The following is a 15658-nucleotide window of genomic DNA, read 5'->3' on the forward strand; positions in this document are numbered from 1 at the left end:
AGAACGATCCCCCGGGATCGTTCTGACGACAGGGTCAGGTGGAAACGGCGACGCCGTCGATCCGGGACGACTGCTCGATCATACGCCGCTGAGCTTCGTCGAACTCGCGGCGGAACGCGACGAAGTCGAATGCTTCGAGGTCGATCTCGGTAATCGGGGGATAGACCCGCGGCAGGCCGTCCCAGCCGATCTGGTCGATGCCCCAATAGAATTCGAGGAGGTTTCCGTCCATATCCTTGGCATAGAAGCGGGGATGGTTGCCCGGGCCGCCGACACGGCAGTTGACGATCGTCACCCCGGCATCCCGAACCTGACGGTACTTCGACAGAAGATCCTCGGGCGAGGCGAATTCGAAGGCGATGTGATGGAGGCCGAGACGGTGTTTGGAGGCTTTGGTGAGATCGGGATCGGTCAGCTGGAAGATCGAGATCGCATGGTGCGTCGCGTCGCACCGAACGAACGCACCTGCGCGTACCGCGACGCCATGCCCGACGGTCTCTTCGTAGGTGAACCGTTCGGTGAGGCGAAGCCCGAGTTGTTCGGTGTAGAACGCCACGCCAGCATCGATGTCCTCAACGGCGATCCCAACGTGGCCCAGCTTGACGGGACGGGCTTGCATATACGTTCCTCCTGTTCTGTAAACGAACTATAGTGTTCGAATAGTGGACTAAACGGCAGGTCGCCGCGAGTCAACCCTCGGACGTCCGATCCGGAAAAGAGAGCGCTGGACATGGATCGGTGCGTCATGCAGGCCAACAAAAACTGGAGATACGGAAATGGCTGAGATTTCTTCGACAGGCGATCAGATGCTGCAACTTCTGGAGTTGGTTGCATTCGAAGGTCCCAGGACAACTGCCGAGCTTGCCGCGGTTGCCGGCATCAACCGAACGGTTGCGCATCGCCTTCTCAACACCTTGCACGAGAGGGGCTATGTCAGTCGGGACGGCAAGGCCTTCAACCTCGGCCCGATCCTCAGCCAGATGGCCGGCTCGGAGAAAACGAACTATGTCCCGCGGCTCGCCCGACCGGTACTTGATGAGCTTGCCAACGACATTGGCGAATGCGTGGTGATGCATCACATGGACGGGGAAGAGGCCGTCGTAATCGAACAGGCGACGAGCGACGCCGAGATCGTCCGTGTCCAACATAGGGTCGGGGCCAGGCATTCGCTTTGGGTCGGGGCCAGCGGGTTGGCAATTCTCGCCTGGCAAGACGATCAGACGCTGAAAAGACTGCTGGCCAAGCAGAAAAACCCAGGCGAAATGCGTAGCCGGCTTTCGAGTATTGTCGAGAAAGGCTACGCAATAACGAAAAACGAGCTGCAGTTGGGCGTTGCCGGGGCCGCAGTCCCTATCATAGAGCCGGGCAAATCCGTGCGCTACAGTCTCGCGATCCTGGTGCCGGAGCAGCGGTGGGAACGTCTGCCCGACAACATCAACAGGTTGATCGCGGCGAAGAAGACGATCGAGAAGCTGATCACGGAGGATTGTGTTCCGGCCAAGTAAAGCCGGCGAGACCCGAACCATCCCCGACCGGATGGCTTGGCCCGTTCACTCTCGTCACGTCGCGTTGATCCTTCGGATCTCGACGATTTCCAGTCCGAACGCATCCATGCCCAGATACGTATTCTCGGCATGGTCGGACAGAAGGATCATTTTCTCGACGCCGAGCGACGACAGTATCTGGCTGCCCAAACCGATGTCCCGCAAGACCCGACGCTCCCCCGCGTCGTCCGGCTTCAGGAACGAGGACGGGGTTTGATCGAAGAGGCAGACAATTCCCCTGTCTTCTTCCGCGATCACCCGCATGGACCCATGAAGGGCCGCATTCTCCCCGACGCCCAGGACGTCCGAAAGCAGGTTCACCGCATGCGTTCGCACCAGGATCGGCTCGGGCCCCGACGGATCGCCCTTTGTCAGAACGACATGCTCTGCGCCCTTTACGGAGTCCTTGAATATTCTCAACGTCCACTCGCCGCCAATCCGCGACTGGACGGTCTGCTGCGAGGCTTCCTCGACCAGGCTGTCGTGTCGATGCCTGTAGGCGATCAGGTCGGAAATAGTCCCGATCTTCAGCCCATGGGTGTCTGCGAACTCGATCAGCTCAGGCAGCCGCGCCATGGTGCCGTCCGGGTTCATGATCTCGCAGATCACCCCTGCCGGCTGCAGGCCGGCCAGCCGACTGACATCGACCGCAGCTTCGGTATGTCCGGCCCGGACCAGAACGCCCCCCCGCCGCGAGCGCAAGGGAAACACATGGCCGGGGCTGCACAGGTCGGAGGACGAGCTGGCAGGGTCGATCGCGACGGCGATGGTTCGTGCCCGATCGCTTGCCGAGATCCCGGTCGTGATACCGTCGCGCGCCTCGATGGAGACGCTGAAGGCCGTTTCCTTTCTTGCCGTGTTGGTCGAAACCATCTGCGGGATGGCCAGCTGATCCAGTCGTTCCCCCGTGAGGGCAAGACAGATGAGTCCCTTGCCGTAGGTGGCCATGAAGTTGATCGCCTCGGGCGACGCCATCTGGGCCGGAATGACAAGATCGCCTTCGTTCTCGCGGTCTTCGTGATCGACGAGAATGAACATCTTCCCTTCGCGAGCATCCGAAATGATATCCTCGATATCCGCAATTGAATCCGAGAGGGATTTCTCGACGGAACCGGCTTCGGCGTACTCGTGATAATCGGTCGGTTGGGGTGTCGGCATACTTGTCTTCTATTGGCGGTGTGATTTCGGGTTGGCACCGACGCGATGGGCGCCCCTGGCGGACCCTCGGTCAGGTCCACGGCTCATGCGTTGCCTGTTTTCTGGCCTTCCGCGACGGGGCTCACCAGCGCGCTTGCGCCCGATAGAGCATTCTGAGCAACTCATTCTGTGTCGAGATGTTCAGTCTCGAATAGGCCCGCTTCCGGAAGGTCAGCACCGTGTTGATGCTGATGTCGAGCGTCAGGGCAATCGCTTCGGAGCTCAGCCCGATCGCAATCAGGCCGCAGACGGTTCTTTCCCGCGCGGTCAGCTCGGGATAGTGGTGCCTCAGGATATCTTCGAATATCTCGTTCTCGCTCTTCTCCGGATGCGTGTCCTTTGTGATTTCGACGTGCTTTACGATTAGCGCCATTATTGTCTGAATATGATTAAAGAAGCTCAGAACGGCGTTCTCGTCAAACTTCCCGCGGCCGTCGTTCTTGTGAAAGCTGAGCTTGAATGGATCGCCGTTGAGGTTCGAAATGAAGGATAGCCGTTGGAGGACGTGCGGCTCCAGAAAGCAGTCTTCGACAAAGTCCGTATTCTCGATATCTTCCTTTGATACGATGACAGCAAAGCTGCCTTCATTCTTGTTCGACTCCGTCAGGAAGAAATTGGACGGGTCGTTTTGCCAATGCATTTCCTCATAGCGCGTCGCCGCTTGACGCACTTGTTCTTCTCTGTTGTCGGCAAACAGGCCCACGGTCGTTGGGGCCTGCGCTTGTTCGAAGGTGAAGGCTGTTATTTGAGAGCAGTGCAGGTGGGACCATACGATATTCTTCAGACTTTCATCGAATCGTTTTGTCCCGACATCGTTTACAAGGTCTGCAACCTCATGAGAAATCTTGTGCGATCCGTTATTCAGGGTATCCTGATTCACGACCAGCATTGTATCACCTCCTCCTGATGTCGACTCAATCGAGAAGCCGCTGTTCTCCTATAGACGGGGGCCTCCGCGTCGCTTGAGTCGTGAGGTTGCACGTAGTTATTTCTTCCCGTTCGTTTTCGCTCAGATGGATTATTTGGGCAGCTAGGCCTTTACTGTGCTTCTTCTCCATCGAAGCCATGCATGTCCGGAATTGGGTTCGAATATAGAACACTAATGTTCGATGTCAAGGTCGTTCCGGATCGGTCGGCTTTCGGGGCTTGCCGGGGGCTGGTCGGTGCCGTCGTGGTGTACCGTCGGCCAGGGGGAGCATGAGCGATTCCTTGTGCTTGAACGGTAGCGAGCGGTCGCGGGTGCCTTCACGCGCGAGGTGCAGCATCGTCCGCGGATTCGATATCCGCTCGTCGCCAAACATGAAAAACGATCGTCGCATGTCAGGATACAGACACGTCGACCGATCCGAAAGGAATCTGATTGCGGGCGTGACGGCCAGGGACGGGGCGCCACCGCCGTCGCGCACGCCCTCGGCGGTCGGGCGCTCGGCGCTCCGGTGACCGGGCGCCTGCAGGAAGAGCGGCATCTATGAGAGGGTCGAGGGACGGGCAGGGGGCAGACATCCCGCCCGTTGGGCAGCGGGGTCGCGCCTGGCGCCCTCGTGCAATTGGCGCTTCTACGCCTCGTGAATGCCGTCGCGGCAGAAGGCGCCGCCCTGGTACATCGCGTTCACGTCGTCCGCGGGCGGCGGGTCCATCTCGGCGTCGATCCTGGCGCGGAACGCCTCGGCATTGTCCTGGGGGCGCCAGCCGAGATAGGCGACCTCGCGGTTGTCCCACCACGCCGCGTCGTTGTCCGAGGCGCCGTAGACGATCGGGCAGCCGAGGCGCGGAACCGCGAAGACACGCTCGATCAGGCGCACGAAATCGTCATAGCTCATCCAGGTCGACAGCATCCGGTGATTTCTGGGTTCGGGAAAAGAAGAGCCGACGCGGACGCAGGCGGTCTCGATCCCGAACTTGTCGAAATACATCCGCGCCAGCGCCTCGCCGAAGACCTTCGAGACACCGTAGAACCCGTCCGGCCGGGTCGGCGAATGGGCGTCGAGCCGATCGGTCTGGGGGTGAAACCCGATGGCGTGGTTGGAACTGGCGTAGACGATCCGCGGCGTCACAGGGGATTTGCGCGCGGCTTCGTAGAGGTTGACCATGCCGTCGATATTGGCGTTGCGGATCGTCTCCCACGGCGCCTCGACCGATTGTCCGCCCAGGTGGACGATGCCGTCGCAGCCGTCCACCATCGCCGCGACGGCCGCCTTGTCGCCAAGGTCGCAATGGACGATCTCCTCGGTCGCTCCGGCTTCGCCCAACCCGTCGCGGTCGGCCAGGCGGACGGTCCTGGCCAGGTGGCCGAGCCGGTCGCGGCAGACCGTGCCGAGGCCGCCCCCCGCGCCGGTGATCAAGAGCTTGTTCAGCATGTCTCTCTCCGTGTTCTGTCGTTGGCCGCGTGGCGCCGCGGCAGGAGCCGCCGGTATCCGGCCCTCAGACGGCGCGCTCGTAGGCCAGGCTCGCCGCGATGAGGTCGCGGGCATAGGGCTGGGTCGCGGCGTTCGACGGGATCGCCGCGCGATCAAGGACCTCGACGATCCGGCCGGCTTGCATCACCGCGAAGCGGTCGCACATGTGGTCGACGACCGACAGGTCGTGGCTGACCATCAGGTAGGTGAAGCCTTTCTCGGACCTGAGCCGCGCCAGGAGGTTCAGGATCTCCGCCTGCACCGACACGTCGAGCGCCGAGGTGGGCTCGTCCAGCAGCAGAACCTCCGGCTCCAGGATCAGGGCGCGGGCGATGGCGACGCGCTGGCGCTGGCCGCCCGACAGCTGGTGCGGGAAGCGTTCGAGGAAGTCGACCGGCAGGCCCACGTCGATCAGCGCCTGCTCCATCCGCGCCCGCTGCCGGTCGAGGCCGTGAATGCGCAGGGGTTCCGACAGGACGGTGGCGACCGAATGACGGGGGTGCAGCGAGCCGTAGGGATCCTGGAACACCATCTGCACCGTCCGGACCCGCGCGTTCAGCGGCATCTCGCGCACCGACTGGCTGCCGATGATCACGTCGCCGGTCCATTGGGCCTGCAGCATCGACATGCAGCGCAGCACGGTGGACTTGCCGGAGCCGCTTTCCCCGACGAGTCCGAAGCTTTCGCCGGAGGCCACGTCGAAGGTCACGTCGTGCAGGACCTGAACCGCCCCGAACGAGATGCAGAGATCGCGTATCGCAACCGGTTTCATGTCGTCGCTCCCGTCTGTGCCCAGCTTGCGTCGCGTTCCAGCACCGGCAGGGCCGACCGGTCGCCGCCGATGCGCGGCTGCGCCGCGAGCAGGCCGCGGGTGTAGGGATGGGTCGCATGGTCCAGATCGGCCGCGTCCAGCGTCTCGACGACCTGGCCCGCGTACATGATCAGCACCCGGTCGCAGAAGTTGCGCACCAGGTTGAGGTCGTGGCTGATCATGATCAGCCCGATACCGTGATCGCGGACCAGCGCGTCGAGGATGTTCAGCACCTGCAGCCGGACGGTGACGTCCAGCGCCGAGGTCGGTTCGTCCGCGATGACGAGATCGGGGTCGGTCAGCAGCATCATCGCGATCATGATGCGCTGCCCCATGCCGCCCGACACCTCGTGCGGATACAGCATGTAGACCCGCTCCGGATCGCGGATCTGCACCGCCGCCAGCATCTCGACCGCCTTGGCCTTCGCCTCGGCCTTGGACGCCCTGACATGGGTGCGGTAGGCCTCGGCGATCTGGTGCCCGCAGCGCTGGATCGGGTTCAGCGAGAACTTCGGATCCTGCAGGATCATCGACATGCGGCGCCCGCGCAGCTTGAGCATCCGGCGCTCGGGGGCGTTCAGCAGGTCGACCTCTTCGAACTGCATGCGCTCGGCGGTGATTTCGGCCGTAGGCAGTAGCTTCAGAAGCGCCCGGCCCACGGTCGACTTGCCGGAGCCGCTTTCGCCCACGATCCCCAGTCGCTCGCGGCCCAGGGTGAACGAGACGCCGCGCACGGCGGGGTCGGGCGTGCCCCGGTAACGGACGGAGAGGTTTCGGATGTCGAGGATCGGATCGGTCATCGCCGCTACCTCTTGTTCATCTGCTTGGGGTCGAGCGCGTCGCGCAAGCCATCGCCCAGGAGGTTGAAGGCCAGGCTGACCGCCAGGATCGCCAGCCCCGGGAAGGTCACGAGCCACCAGTGGTCGATCATGTAGCGCCGGCCGGTGGCGATCATCGCGCCCCATTCGGGAAGCGGCGGCTGCGCGCCGAGGCCGAGAAAGCCCAGACCCGCGGCGGTCAGGATCACCGTGGCCATGTTCAGCGTCAGGCGGATCATCACCGAGGGCAGGCACATCGGCATGATGGACTTCCAGATGATCCGCGTGGCGCTCGCGCCCTGCAGGCGGGCGGCCGAGATATAGTCGGCGGCGCGGAAGGTCAGCGTCTCGGCACGGGCCAGCCGGGCGATGGGCGGCCAGGCGGTCAGCGAGATGGCGATGATCGCGTTGTTCAGGCTCGGACCCAGCGCGGCGACGAAGGCCAGCGACAGGATCAGCGACGGAAAGGACAGGAAGATGTCGGTGATCCGCATCAGAACCGTGTCCCACCAGCCGCCGAAATAGCCCGAGACGGTGCCGACCAGCAGGCCGATGGGCCCTACGACGATCGTCACCAGGAAGATGATCGTCAGGGTGATGCGCGAGCCATAGACCAGCCGGCTGTAAATGTCCCGGCCCAGCTCGTCCGTGCCGAAGAGATGGCCGTTCCCGGGCCGTTGCAGGGTGTTCTGCAGGTCCTGCACATAGGGATCGTGCGTGGCCAGGAGCGGCGCGAAGATCGCCGTCAGGATCAGGATCGCCAGCACCACGAGGCCGAAGGCCGAGGTGGGCGAGCGCATCAGGAAGGCCAGGATGTTGCGCAGCGCGATCAGCGATTGCGGCATGCGGCGGGGCTGCGTGGCGGCGGTCATGATGCGCGGGTCCTCGGGTCAAAGACGCGATAGAGCAGGTCGGAGATCAGGTTCAGCGTGATGAAGATCAGCCCGACGACCAGCACGCAGGTCATCACCGCGTTCATGTCGCCGATGATGAGGTTCGACGTCAGGTACTGGCCGAAGCCGGGCCAGGCGAACACCGTCTCGATCAGCACCGCGCCTTCGAGCAGCGAGCCGTAGGCCAGCGCGACGATGGTCACCAGCTGCACACGGATATTGCCGAAGGCGTGGCGCCAGATCGTCTTGCGGCTGCTCAGCCCCTTGACGCGGGCGGTTGTGATATACTCCTGGTTCAGCTGATCCAGCATGAAGCTGCGCGTCATCCGCGTGATGTAGGCCGCCGAGCTGTAGCCCAGGAGCGCGGCGGGCAGGATCACGTGGTTCAGCGCGCTCCAGAACACGTCCCATTCGCCGGCCATGGCGCTGTCGATGAACAGAAATCCGGTCCGTTCGGGCACCAGGCCGATATAGAATGTCGCCATCCGGCCCGACCCGCCGACCCAGCCGAGCCCGGCATAGAAGACGAGAAGCCCGATCATGCCGGTCCAGAAGATCGGCATCGAATGGCCCATGAGGCTGAAGACGCGGATCACGTGGTCCGGCCAGCGGTCCTTGTTCACCGCGGCCATGACGCCCAGCGGCGCGCCCAGCCCCGCGCCGATGATGATGGCGAAGGTCGCGAGTTCGATGGTCGCGGGCAGGACATGCAGGATATCGTTCAGGACGGGCTGTCCGGTCCGGATCGACACGCCGAAATCCAGCGTCGCCACGTCGCGCAGGTAGAACAGGAACTGCTGCCAGACCGGCCGGTCGAGGCCCAGCTTGCGATAGACGTTCTCATAGACGTCGCGGGTCGCGTCCTCGCCCACGATCGCCGCCACCGGGTCGACCGGCATCATGCGCCCGATGATGAATGTCATCACCAGCAGCCCGAGCAAGGTGACGGCGATCGTCGTCAGTTGCTGCAAGGCGGAACGGGCGGTCCGTCGCGACCTCCACATCTCGTCTGTCCTCCCCGTGTCGATCCGGGGCCGCCACGCGGACGGCCCCGGAAGTGTTCAGGCTGCGATGATCAGCGGTCCTTGACAACGTCCTCGACGCGGCTGGTCCAGACATCGACGATCACGCCGTCCACGTCGTCCTGGTAGGCCGCCGTCACCACGCGCTCCGAGAAGGGCTGGATCGACATCACCAGCTCGTCCATGTACCGCTGGATGTCGTGGTACATCTGGATCTGCTCGCCGGTGTCGCCCTCGATCAGCGCGTTCTCGATCATCGTGTTGAGCTCTTCGTCATAGAAGCTCGTCCGCCAGCCCTGGAAGTTGGTCAGCCCGGCGTCCTGGCTGTTGTCCGGGTTGTAGGCCAGCGCGCGCAGGTTGCTGTCGGGGTGGGGCAGGCGCCCGCCGCCGCCACGACCCACGAGCAGCTCGAAATCGCGCTCGCGCATCGCGCCGTAGATCTGGCCGCCGTCGCCGGTGATGATCTCGGCATCTATCCCCGCCTGCGCCAGCGTTCCCTGGATCGCGGTGGCGCTGTCGAGGAACTGCTGGGTCGAGATCACCCGGATCGTGGTGTCGAACCCGTCCGGATAGCCCGCCTCGGCCAGCAGGGCCTTGGCCTTTTCGACGTCCAGCTCGTAGTCGGGTTGCGGCAGCACGCCGAAGGCATGGCTGTTGATGTTGCGCTTATACTCGACCCCGAAGAACGGCATGATCGCGGTGTTGATGCCGTCGTAATCGATCAGGTAGCGCAAGGCCTCGCGGACCTTTCGGTTGGCGAACCGCTCGTCCTTCATCGAAACGGCGAGATAGTAGAAACCCGCGCTCGGCACCGTCTCGACGGTGACGTCAGGGTTGTCCTGCAGCGCGGTCAGATCGGGCTTGGACAGCGAATAGCCGATGTCGATGTCGCCCTGCTCCAGCGCCAGGCGCTGCGACTGCGATTCCGGCATGTGGCGCATCAGGACGCGTCGCATCTCGGGCGCGTCGCCCCAGAAGTTCTCGTTCCGGGTCAGGATCACGTGCTCGTTCGAGCGCCAGTCGGTAAGCACGTAGGCGCCGGAACCGGCGGAGTTGTTGGTCAGCCAGGCCTGGCCCATGTCGCCGTCCTGCTCGTTTTCGAGCACCAGCTCCTTGTCGAGGATCGAGCCCGCCCCGGCCTGGGTCAGCGTCATGATGAGCAGCTTCGGGTCGTCCTGCTGCGGCAGGTTCAGCACGAAGGTGTGGTCGTCCTGGGCGACGAAATACTCGTCGGCCTTGTCGCTCTCGAAGCCGCGGCTCTTGAAGCCGGAGGCGGAGGCGAGGTTCAGCTCCAGCGCCCGCTTCATCGACCAGGCGACATCCTCGGCCGTCAGGGGATTGCCGCTGGCGAAGGTCACGTCGTCGCGCAGGTTGAAGGTGACCGACATGCCGTCTTCGGCGATCTCCCAGCTTTCCGCGATCCGCGGTTCCAGCTCCTTGGTCTCGGGATTCAGCTCGGCCAGGGCATCGTAGACGTTGTTCAGGATCTGAACCGTCTCGCCCCCGGTGATCGCGGCCGGATCGAGGGTCAGCACGTTGTTCAGCGTCATCGCGATGACCAGCTGGTCGTCGGGCGTCTCGGCCCAGGCGTCGGTGGTGGCCATCGGCGTGGCCAGAACCAGCGCGCCGAGCGCGGCGGATGCAAGAAGATGTTTCATTTTGGTCCTCCCTTTGAGATTTGCGGTTGTGGTCGGGCCCCGCTGTCGCAGGCCCGGAACCGGGATCACGCGATCCGGTTATCTTCGATGAAGTCGAAGTCGATCTCGTCGCCCAGACCCGGACGGTCGGGCACATGGACGAGGCCCTGTGCGTCCATCGGGTCGGAAAGCGACGTCAGGTAGTCGAAGCCGTCATCGTAGTCGAGGAACGGATGCAGCAATCCGCGCTCGTACCAGCGGCAGTTCCTGGACGCCGCGACGACATGAAGGTTCGGCGACTGGTTGCCGTGGACCTCGCAGTCCATGCCGAACCCTTCGGCCAGGCGCATGGTCTTCAGCGCGGGCGTCAGCCCGCCGACATCGCTGACCCCGGTTCTGAGGATGTCGCAGGCGCCGGCCGCGGCCCAGTCCCCCCGCGCCATGTGCTTTCCGGCGGCGCTTTCGGGGCCGAGGACGGGGATATCGAGGTTGTCGGCCAGCCACCTGTAGGAGGCCATGGACTGCTCGTCCATCGGCTCCTCGATCCAGTCGAAGCCGAGCTTTTCGAGCCCCTTGCCCAGTTTCAGCGCGTCCGTGCGGGAATACCAATGGAAGGCGTCGATCATCAGCGCGATCCCGGGGCCCACGGCCTCGCGGACGGCGGCGCAGGCCTTGAGGTCCATCTCGACATCGGGTGCCCAGCTGACCGGCGGCATCCAGGTGTGCAGCTTGATGCCCTTGTATCCGCGTTCGACCAGGGCTTCGGCAAACCGGGCGTAATCCTCGGGCGTGGCCAGCCCGCCCTCCATCTCGTCGCCGCACATGATCGAGCCATAGGCGGGAACCGCGTCGCGCCAGCCGCCGATCAGCTTGTAGACCGGCTGTTTCAGGGCGCGGCCCGCCAGGTCCCACAGCGCGGTATCGACCGCCGCCAGCGTCCGGTCGGTCAGCTGCGCCGCCGAGCCCCGCTGCCAATGGGCCAGCTCGTGCCACAGCCGCTCGCGGTCGCGGTGGTCCTGTCCGATCAGCACCTTGCGGACGAACTTGTCGATCACATGGTCGCGCAGCACTTCCGGCGGGGCGAAGGCATAGCCCTCGTCGCCATCCTCGGTCCGGAGCGTCAGGATCGCCAGCGCGACCTTGTGCGGCGGGCCGGGATGCGCATGGCCGGCTTCATCCGCGTGGCGGCGCGTCGTGTGCCGGAATACCCGAACAGAGACATCTGTAATCAGCACCGCTTCCCCCCGGTCGGCTCGTTCTCGTTGGCTCCAAAGTTGTATGATAAATTGGTGCAAGTCAACATATAAGACGCGGCTTGTCATACAAGCTGCGGGCGCAGGCGGGTCAGGGCCAAGTAGGCTTGACAAAAAGGGAAATGCCTTGAACTGTTTGAAACAGCAGCGAAAGCGGGGCCGAAGATGTCGGACAGCGTGAACCAGAATTCAAAGCCGTTGCGCGAATCGCTTGTCGCACAGCTTAGCGAACTTATCCGACAGGATATCGTCAGCGGCGTGGTCAAGCCGGGGGACCGGCTGCCCAGCGAGGCGGAACTGGTGCGCAAGCATTCGGTGAGCCGGACCGTCGTCCGGGAGGCGATTTCCGCGTTGCGCTCGGACGGCCTGGTGGAGGCGCGCAGGGGATCCGGGGTCTATGCGCTGGACCACACGCTCGCGCGGCAGGCGGCCTCGCTGGCGGGGCTGAATTCCGGCCGGATCGCGGGGGTCATCGAGATACTCGAGGTGCGCAGCGCGTTCGAGATGCGGGCGGCCAGCCTGGCCGCCGAACGCCGATCCACCGCGCAGATCGAGAAGATCCTGGCCGAGCACAAGAAGGTGTCGACCCTGTTCCGCGAGGGCGCGCCGACGCGGGAAGCGGATTTCCAGTTCCACTATGCCATCGCGGAAGCGTCGCAGAACTCGCTGTTTCCCCAGATTCTGCAACTGATCCGGCCGGGAATGGTGCCGCGCACCGAGCTTGGGAAATCCACGGCCGGTCCCGCCTATGCCCAGAACCCCGCTCTGCCCGAGGAGCACAGGCGGATCGTCGAAGCGATCATGGATCAGGACCCCGAGGCCGCCGAAAAAGCGATGGCGGACCACCTCGAAGGCAACCTGCGCCGCTACCGCGCGGTCCTGCGCGAGAGCATGGAAGTCTGACCGGCACGCGCTAGATCGGCCGGACCGACACGGCGCGCAAGGGCGCGCGACGTGACGTGCCCGTGTTCCTCAGTCGACGGTCGATCCCTCCGAGTCCTTCGTCATCCGCATCCGCCGGCGCAGGATGCCCCCGACGAAGATCGGCAGGACGAACCCGACGACGGCGATGGTCCACAGGATTATCGTCAGCGGCGAGGAGAGAAGGACCGAATAGTCCCCATCGGCGATATTCACGGCGCGTCGGAAATTGACCTCCATCTCGTTGCCGAGAAGCGTGCCCAGGATGATCGGCACCAGCGGCACGTCGAGCTTGCGCAAAACCCAGCCCATCACCCCGAAGCCGACCATGACCATCAGGTCGAAGCTGGAGCCGGAGATGCCGTAGATCCCGACGAAGGAGATCATCGCCACGATCGGCATCAGGATCCGGGGCGGAACCAGCAACACGCGGGTGAACAGGCCGACCATCGGGATGTTCATCGCCAGAAGCATGAAGTTCCCGATGAAGAGCGCCGCGATCAGACCCCACACGACGTCCGGGTTCTGGGTGAAGAGCAGCGGGCCGGGCGTGATGTTCAGCGCCAGAAGCACGGCCAGCAGGACGGCGGTCGTGCCGGAGCCGGGCACGCCCAGCGCCAGCATCGGCACCAGCGCGCCGCCGGCGGCCGCGTTGTTGCCGGTCTCCGGCGCCGCGACGCCGCGCGGATCGCCGGTGCCGAAGGTCTTCTCCCGGTCGACCAGCCGCTTTTCCATCGAGTAGGAAATGAACGAGCCGAGCGAGGCGCCCGCGCCCGGCAGCACACCGGCGACGAAGCCCAGCACCGTGGTGCGGCCCATGGTGGGAATGCAGGAGCGGATCATGCTCCAGGAGGGCACGATGCGGCCGATCTCCATCCTGGGCCGGTTCGAGATATCGCGCTCGGTGCCGCGGTGTTCGAGGAAGATGAACACCTCGGACAGCGCGAAGAGACCGACGATCGCCACGAGAAAGTCGATCCCGTCGTAGAGATGCACCTCGCCGAAGGTGAAGCGCGGCACACCGGTCTGGGTGTCGACGCCGATCATCGCGAGCCCCAGGCCCAGGGCCGCGGCAAAGGCGGATTTCGCCTGGTTGGTGGACGAGATGCCGCCCAGCGTGGCGAAGGCCAGCGCGAAGAGCGCGAAATACTCCGCCGGGCCGAACAGCAGCGCCACCTTGACGAGCTGCGGCGCCAACAGGACCAGCCCCCAGGTGGCGAAGAAGGCGCCGACGAAAGAGGCGACGCCGGACAGCGCCAGCGCCTCGCCGGCGCGGCCCTTCTGCGCCATCGGATAGCCGTCGAGGCAGGTCATCATCGCCGGCTCGTCGCCGGGGATATTCAGCAGGATCGACGATATCCGCCCGCCGTACATCGCGCCGTAATAGACGCTGGTCAAAAGGATCAGCGAGGGCGTCGCGCCCAGGCCGAGCGTGAAGGCCAGCGGGATCAGGATCGCGACGCCGTTCGACGGGCCGAGGCCGGGCAGGGCGCCCATGATCGTGCCGAGAAAGCAGCCCATCAGCGCGAGCGCGAGGTTCTGCCAGGTGAGGGCGACGGCGAAACCGTCGCCGAGTTGGGACATCAGTTCCATTGGGGTCTCCTCAGAAACCGAAGGGGCCGCGGGCCAGGCTGAGGCCGAGCAGCAGCCGGAAGATCACGTAAATGCCGACCGAGGTGCTCACGCCGATGATCACGCTTTGCAGCGGAGGCGACCCGAGGCGCCAGGTCAGGTAGGCCGCCGCGACGGCGGTCGAGATGACAAAGCCCAGCTCGGGCAGGACCTGCGCGTAGGCGAACATCACCGCCGCGGCGAGGCCGATCTCGGCCAGGTGGCCCATGCGCGGCCAGCTGGGTTCCGGGTCGGGCTTGAGCAGAAAATACAGCGAGGCGAGCGTCATCACGGCGGCGATGACATAGGGAAACACCTTGGGCCCCACGGCATCGGACAGAAAGCTCTCCTGGATGACGGACGCCTGCCAGGCGAAGAAGATGGCAAGGATCAGGCCGATCCCGCCGAAGATACGGTCGCTCATGCGAACGCCTCCCGACTGCAGTTGGCATGCGGAGGCGCCCCCGGCCAGACCCGGAGGCGCCAGGGTGACGTCAGACCGTCACTGCAGGATGCCGATCTCGCGCGACAGCTCCTGGATGCTCTGGACCGAGTCGGCGACGAAGGTCTGGAACTCCTCGCCCTGCAGGTCGAGCGGCGCCAGGCCGTTGTTCTCCATCACCGTCTTCCACTCGTCGCTGTCGTAGAGCGTGGCGATGCGGTCGACCCAGTAGTCATAGGCGGCGTCGCTCATGTTGCCGGGGGCATAGAAGCCGCGCCAGTTCGCGCCGATCGCGTCGATGCCCTGCTCGCGCGCGGTGGGGAACTCGGCGAAATCGCCTTCCAGCCGCTCGGGCGCCAGCACCGCGAGCACCTTGATGTCGCCGGATTCGACGAAGCCCCGCGCCTCGGACAGATCGCCGGTGAAGGCCTGGAGCGAGCCGGCCAGCAGCTGGGTCACCGCCTCGCCGCCGCCGGCGAAGGCGATGTATTTCACCGAACGGACGTCCTCGATGCCGGCCTCCTGCGCGGCGATCAGCACCTTCAGGTGGTCCCAGCCGCCCACGGCCGACCCGCCGCCGATCGAGATGGAGGACGGATTGGCCTTGATCTGCTCCATCAGTTCGGGAAGCGTCTCGATCTCGCTGTCGGCGGCAACGGCGATGACGCCGTAATCCGCACCGATCGAGCCGAGCCAGCGGACCTGGTCCATGGTGTTGCCGGGATAGGCGTTCTGCGCCAGCCGGGTGGCGGTGGCCGACGAGGCCGCGATGATCAGGTCGTTCTCGTCGTTGCGCTTGTTGACGACCTCGGCAAAGGCCACGCCGCCGCCGCCGCCGGACAGGTTCACCACCTGCATGGTGGACGGGATCAGCCCGAGATCCTGCAGGGTCTTGCCCACCTGCCGGCAGGTGAAGTCCCAGCCGCCGCCCGGGTTGGCGGGGGCGATGCATTCGGGGGTCTCGGGGGTGAAGTCCTGTGCCGCGGCCGCGATGGGCGCGCAGACAAGCATGGCCGCGACGGTCAGGCCGCGCCGGATGTTGGTAAGCTGCATATGTCTCCTCCACGTGTTTCTGCAGGACCGCACTTGCGGCGGCCCGACATGCGGCGACCA

The 15658-nt window shown here is 64.6% G+C and carries 16 protein-coding genes; 2 read left to right on the forward strand and 14 right to left on the reverse strand.

From position 1 onward, the window contains the following. Window positions 1-34: 34 nt before the first annotated feature. On the reverse strand, window positions 35-619 hold the full coding sequence (locus P1J78_RS13200; protein WP_275567839.1) for a VOC family protein: 585 nt from the start codon (window positions 617-619) through the stop codon (window positions 35-37). A gap of 157 nt (window positions 620-776) precedes the next feature. Between P1J78_RS13200 and P1J78_RS13205 the strand changes: the two genes are divergently transcribed. Continuing rightward, window positions 777-1505, forward strand: a complete 729-nt coding sequence (locus P1J78_RS13205; RefSeq protein ID WP_275567840.1) for an IclR family transcriptional regulator — start codon at window positions 777-779, stop codon at window positions 1503-1505. Between the two features lie 54 nt (window positions 1506-1559). Here P1J78_RS13205 and ribB read toward each other — a convergent pair whose 3' ends face one another. The 10 genes from ribB to P1J78_RS13255 form a co-directional block, all read right to left on the reverse strand. Beyond that, a complete protein-coding gene (gene ribB / locus P1J78_RS13210; RefSeq protein WP_275567841.1) occupies window positions 1560-2702 on the reverse strand; it encodes a 3,4-dihydroxy-2-butanone-4-phosphate synthase in 1143 nt (380 codons plus the stop codon). Window positions 2703-2823: 121 nt separating this feature from the next. Beyond that, window positions 2824-3630: a helix-turn-helix transcriptional regulator gene (locus P1J78_RS13215; RefSeq protein ID WP_275567842.1), complete on the reverse strand. Its 807-nt coding sequence runs from the start codon at window positions 3628-3630 to the stop codon at window positions 2824-2826. Window positions 3631-3853: 223 nt separating this feature from the next. Beyond that, the gene (locus P1J78_RS13220) at window positions 3854-4207 is read right to left on the reverse strand and encodes a hypothetical protein (RefSeq protein ID WP_275567843.1); all 354 of its coding nucleotides are present in this window, start codon (window positions 4205-4207) and stop codon (window positions 3854-3856) included. A gap of 90 nt (window positions 4208-4297) precedes the next feature. Then, window positions 4298-5098 (reverse strand): NAD-dependent epimerase/dehydratase family protein, encoded by an 801-nt coding sequence (locus P1J78_RS13225; protein ID WP_275567844.1) that lies wholly within the window; start codon window positions 5096-5098, stop codon window positions 4298-4300. A 64-nt stretch (window positions 5099-5162) separates the two neighbouring features. Then, window positions 5163-5909, reverse strand: a complete 747-nt coding sequence (locus tag P1J78_RS13230) for an ABC transporter ATP-binding protein (RefSeq protein ID WP_275567845.1) — start codon at window positions 5907-5909, stop codon at window positions 5163-5165. Next, window positions 5906-6748 carry an ABC transporter ATP-binding protein gene (locus tag P1J78_RS13235; RefSeq protein WP_275567846.1) on the reverse strand — a complete coding sequence of 281 codons (843 nt, stop codon included), beginning with the start codon at window positions 6746-6748 and terminating at the stop codon, window positions 5906-5908. Before P1J78_RS13235 ends, P1J78_RS13230 begins: the two co-directional genes overlap by 4 nt. A gap of 5 nt (window positions 6749-6753) precedes the next feature. Further along, entirely contained in the window at window positions 6754-7638 is an 885-nt protein-coding gene (locus tag P1J78_RS13240; protein ID WP_275567847.1) for an ABC transporter permease, read from the reverse strand. Continuing rightward, window positions 7635-8663, reverse strand: coding sequence for an ABC transporter permease (locus tag P1J78_RS13245; RefSeq protein WP_374213274.1), 1029 nt, complete (start codon window positions 8661-8663; stop codon window positions 7635-7637). Before P1J78_RS13245 ends, P1J78_RS13240 begins: the two co-directional genes overlap by 4 nt. 71 nt (window positions 8664-8734) lie before the next feature. Further along, entirely contained in the window at window positions 8735-10339 is a 1605-nt protein-coding gene (locus P1J78_RS13250) for an ABC transporter substrate-binding protein (protein WP_275567849.1), read from the reverse strand. A 65-nt stretch (window positions 10340-10404) separates the two neighbouring features. Then, window positions 10405-11553 carry a mandelate racemase family protein gene (locus tag P1J78_RS13255; protein WP_275567850.1) on the reverse strand — a complete coding sequence of 383 codons (1149 nt, stop codon included), beginning with the start codon at window positions 11551-11553 and terminating at the stop codon, window positions 10405-10407. Window positions 11554-11736: 183 nt separating this feature from the next. Between P1J78_RS13255 and P1J78_RS13260 the strand changes: the two genes are divergently transcribed. After that, window positions 11737-12474 carry a FadR/GntR family transcriptional regulator gene (locus tag P1J78_RS13260; protein ID WP_275567851.1) on the forward strand — a complete coding sequence of 246 codons (738 nt, stop codon included), beginning with the start codon at window positions 11737-11739 and terminating at the stop codon, window positions 12472-12474. Window positions 12475-12543: 69 nt separating this feature from the next. Here P1J78_RS13260 and P1J78_RS13265 read toward each other — a convergent pair whose 3' ends face one another. From P1J78_RS13265 to P1J78_RS13275, 3 genes are all read right to left on the reverse strand, one after another. After that, window positions 12544-14085 carry a tripartite tricarboxylate transporter permease gene (locus P1J78_RS13265; RefSeq protein ID WP_275567852.1) on the reverse strand — a complete coding sequence of 514 codons (1542 nt, stop codon included), beginning with the start codon at window positions 14083-14085 and terminating at the stop codon, window positions 12544-12546. A gap of 10 nt (window positions 14086-14095) precedes the next feature. Then, window positions 14096-14527: a tripartite tricarboxylate transporter TctB family protein gene (locus P1J78_RS13270; protein ID WP_275567853.1), complete on the reverse strand. Its 432-nt coding sequence runs from the start codon at window positions 14525-14527 to the stop codon at window positions 14096-14098. A gap of 78 nt (window positions 14528-14605) precedes the next feature. After that, a complete protein-coding gene (locus P1J78_RS13275) occupies window positions 14606-15598 on the reverse strand; it encodes a Bug family tripartite tricarboxylate transporter substrate binding protein (protein WP_275567854.1) in 993 nt (330 codons plus the stop codon). Window positions 15599-15658 lie beyond the last annotated feature (60 nt).

Source organism: Psychromarinibacter sediminicola (assembly GCF_029168335.1).
Taxonomy (GTDB): domain Bacteria; phylum Pseudomonadota; class Alphaproteobacteria; order Rhodobacterales; family Rhodobacteraceae; genus Psychromarinibacter; species Psychromarinibacter sediminicola.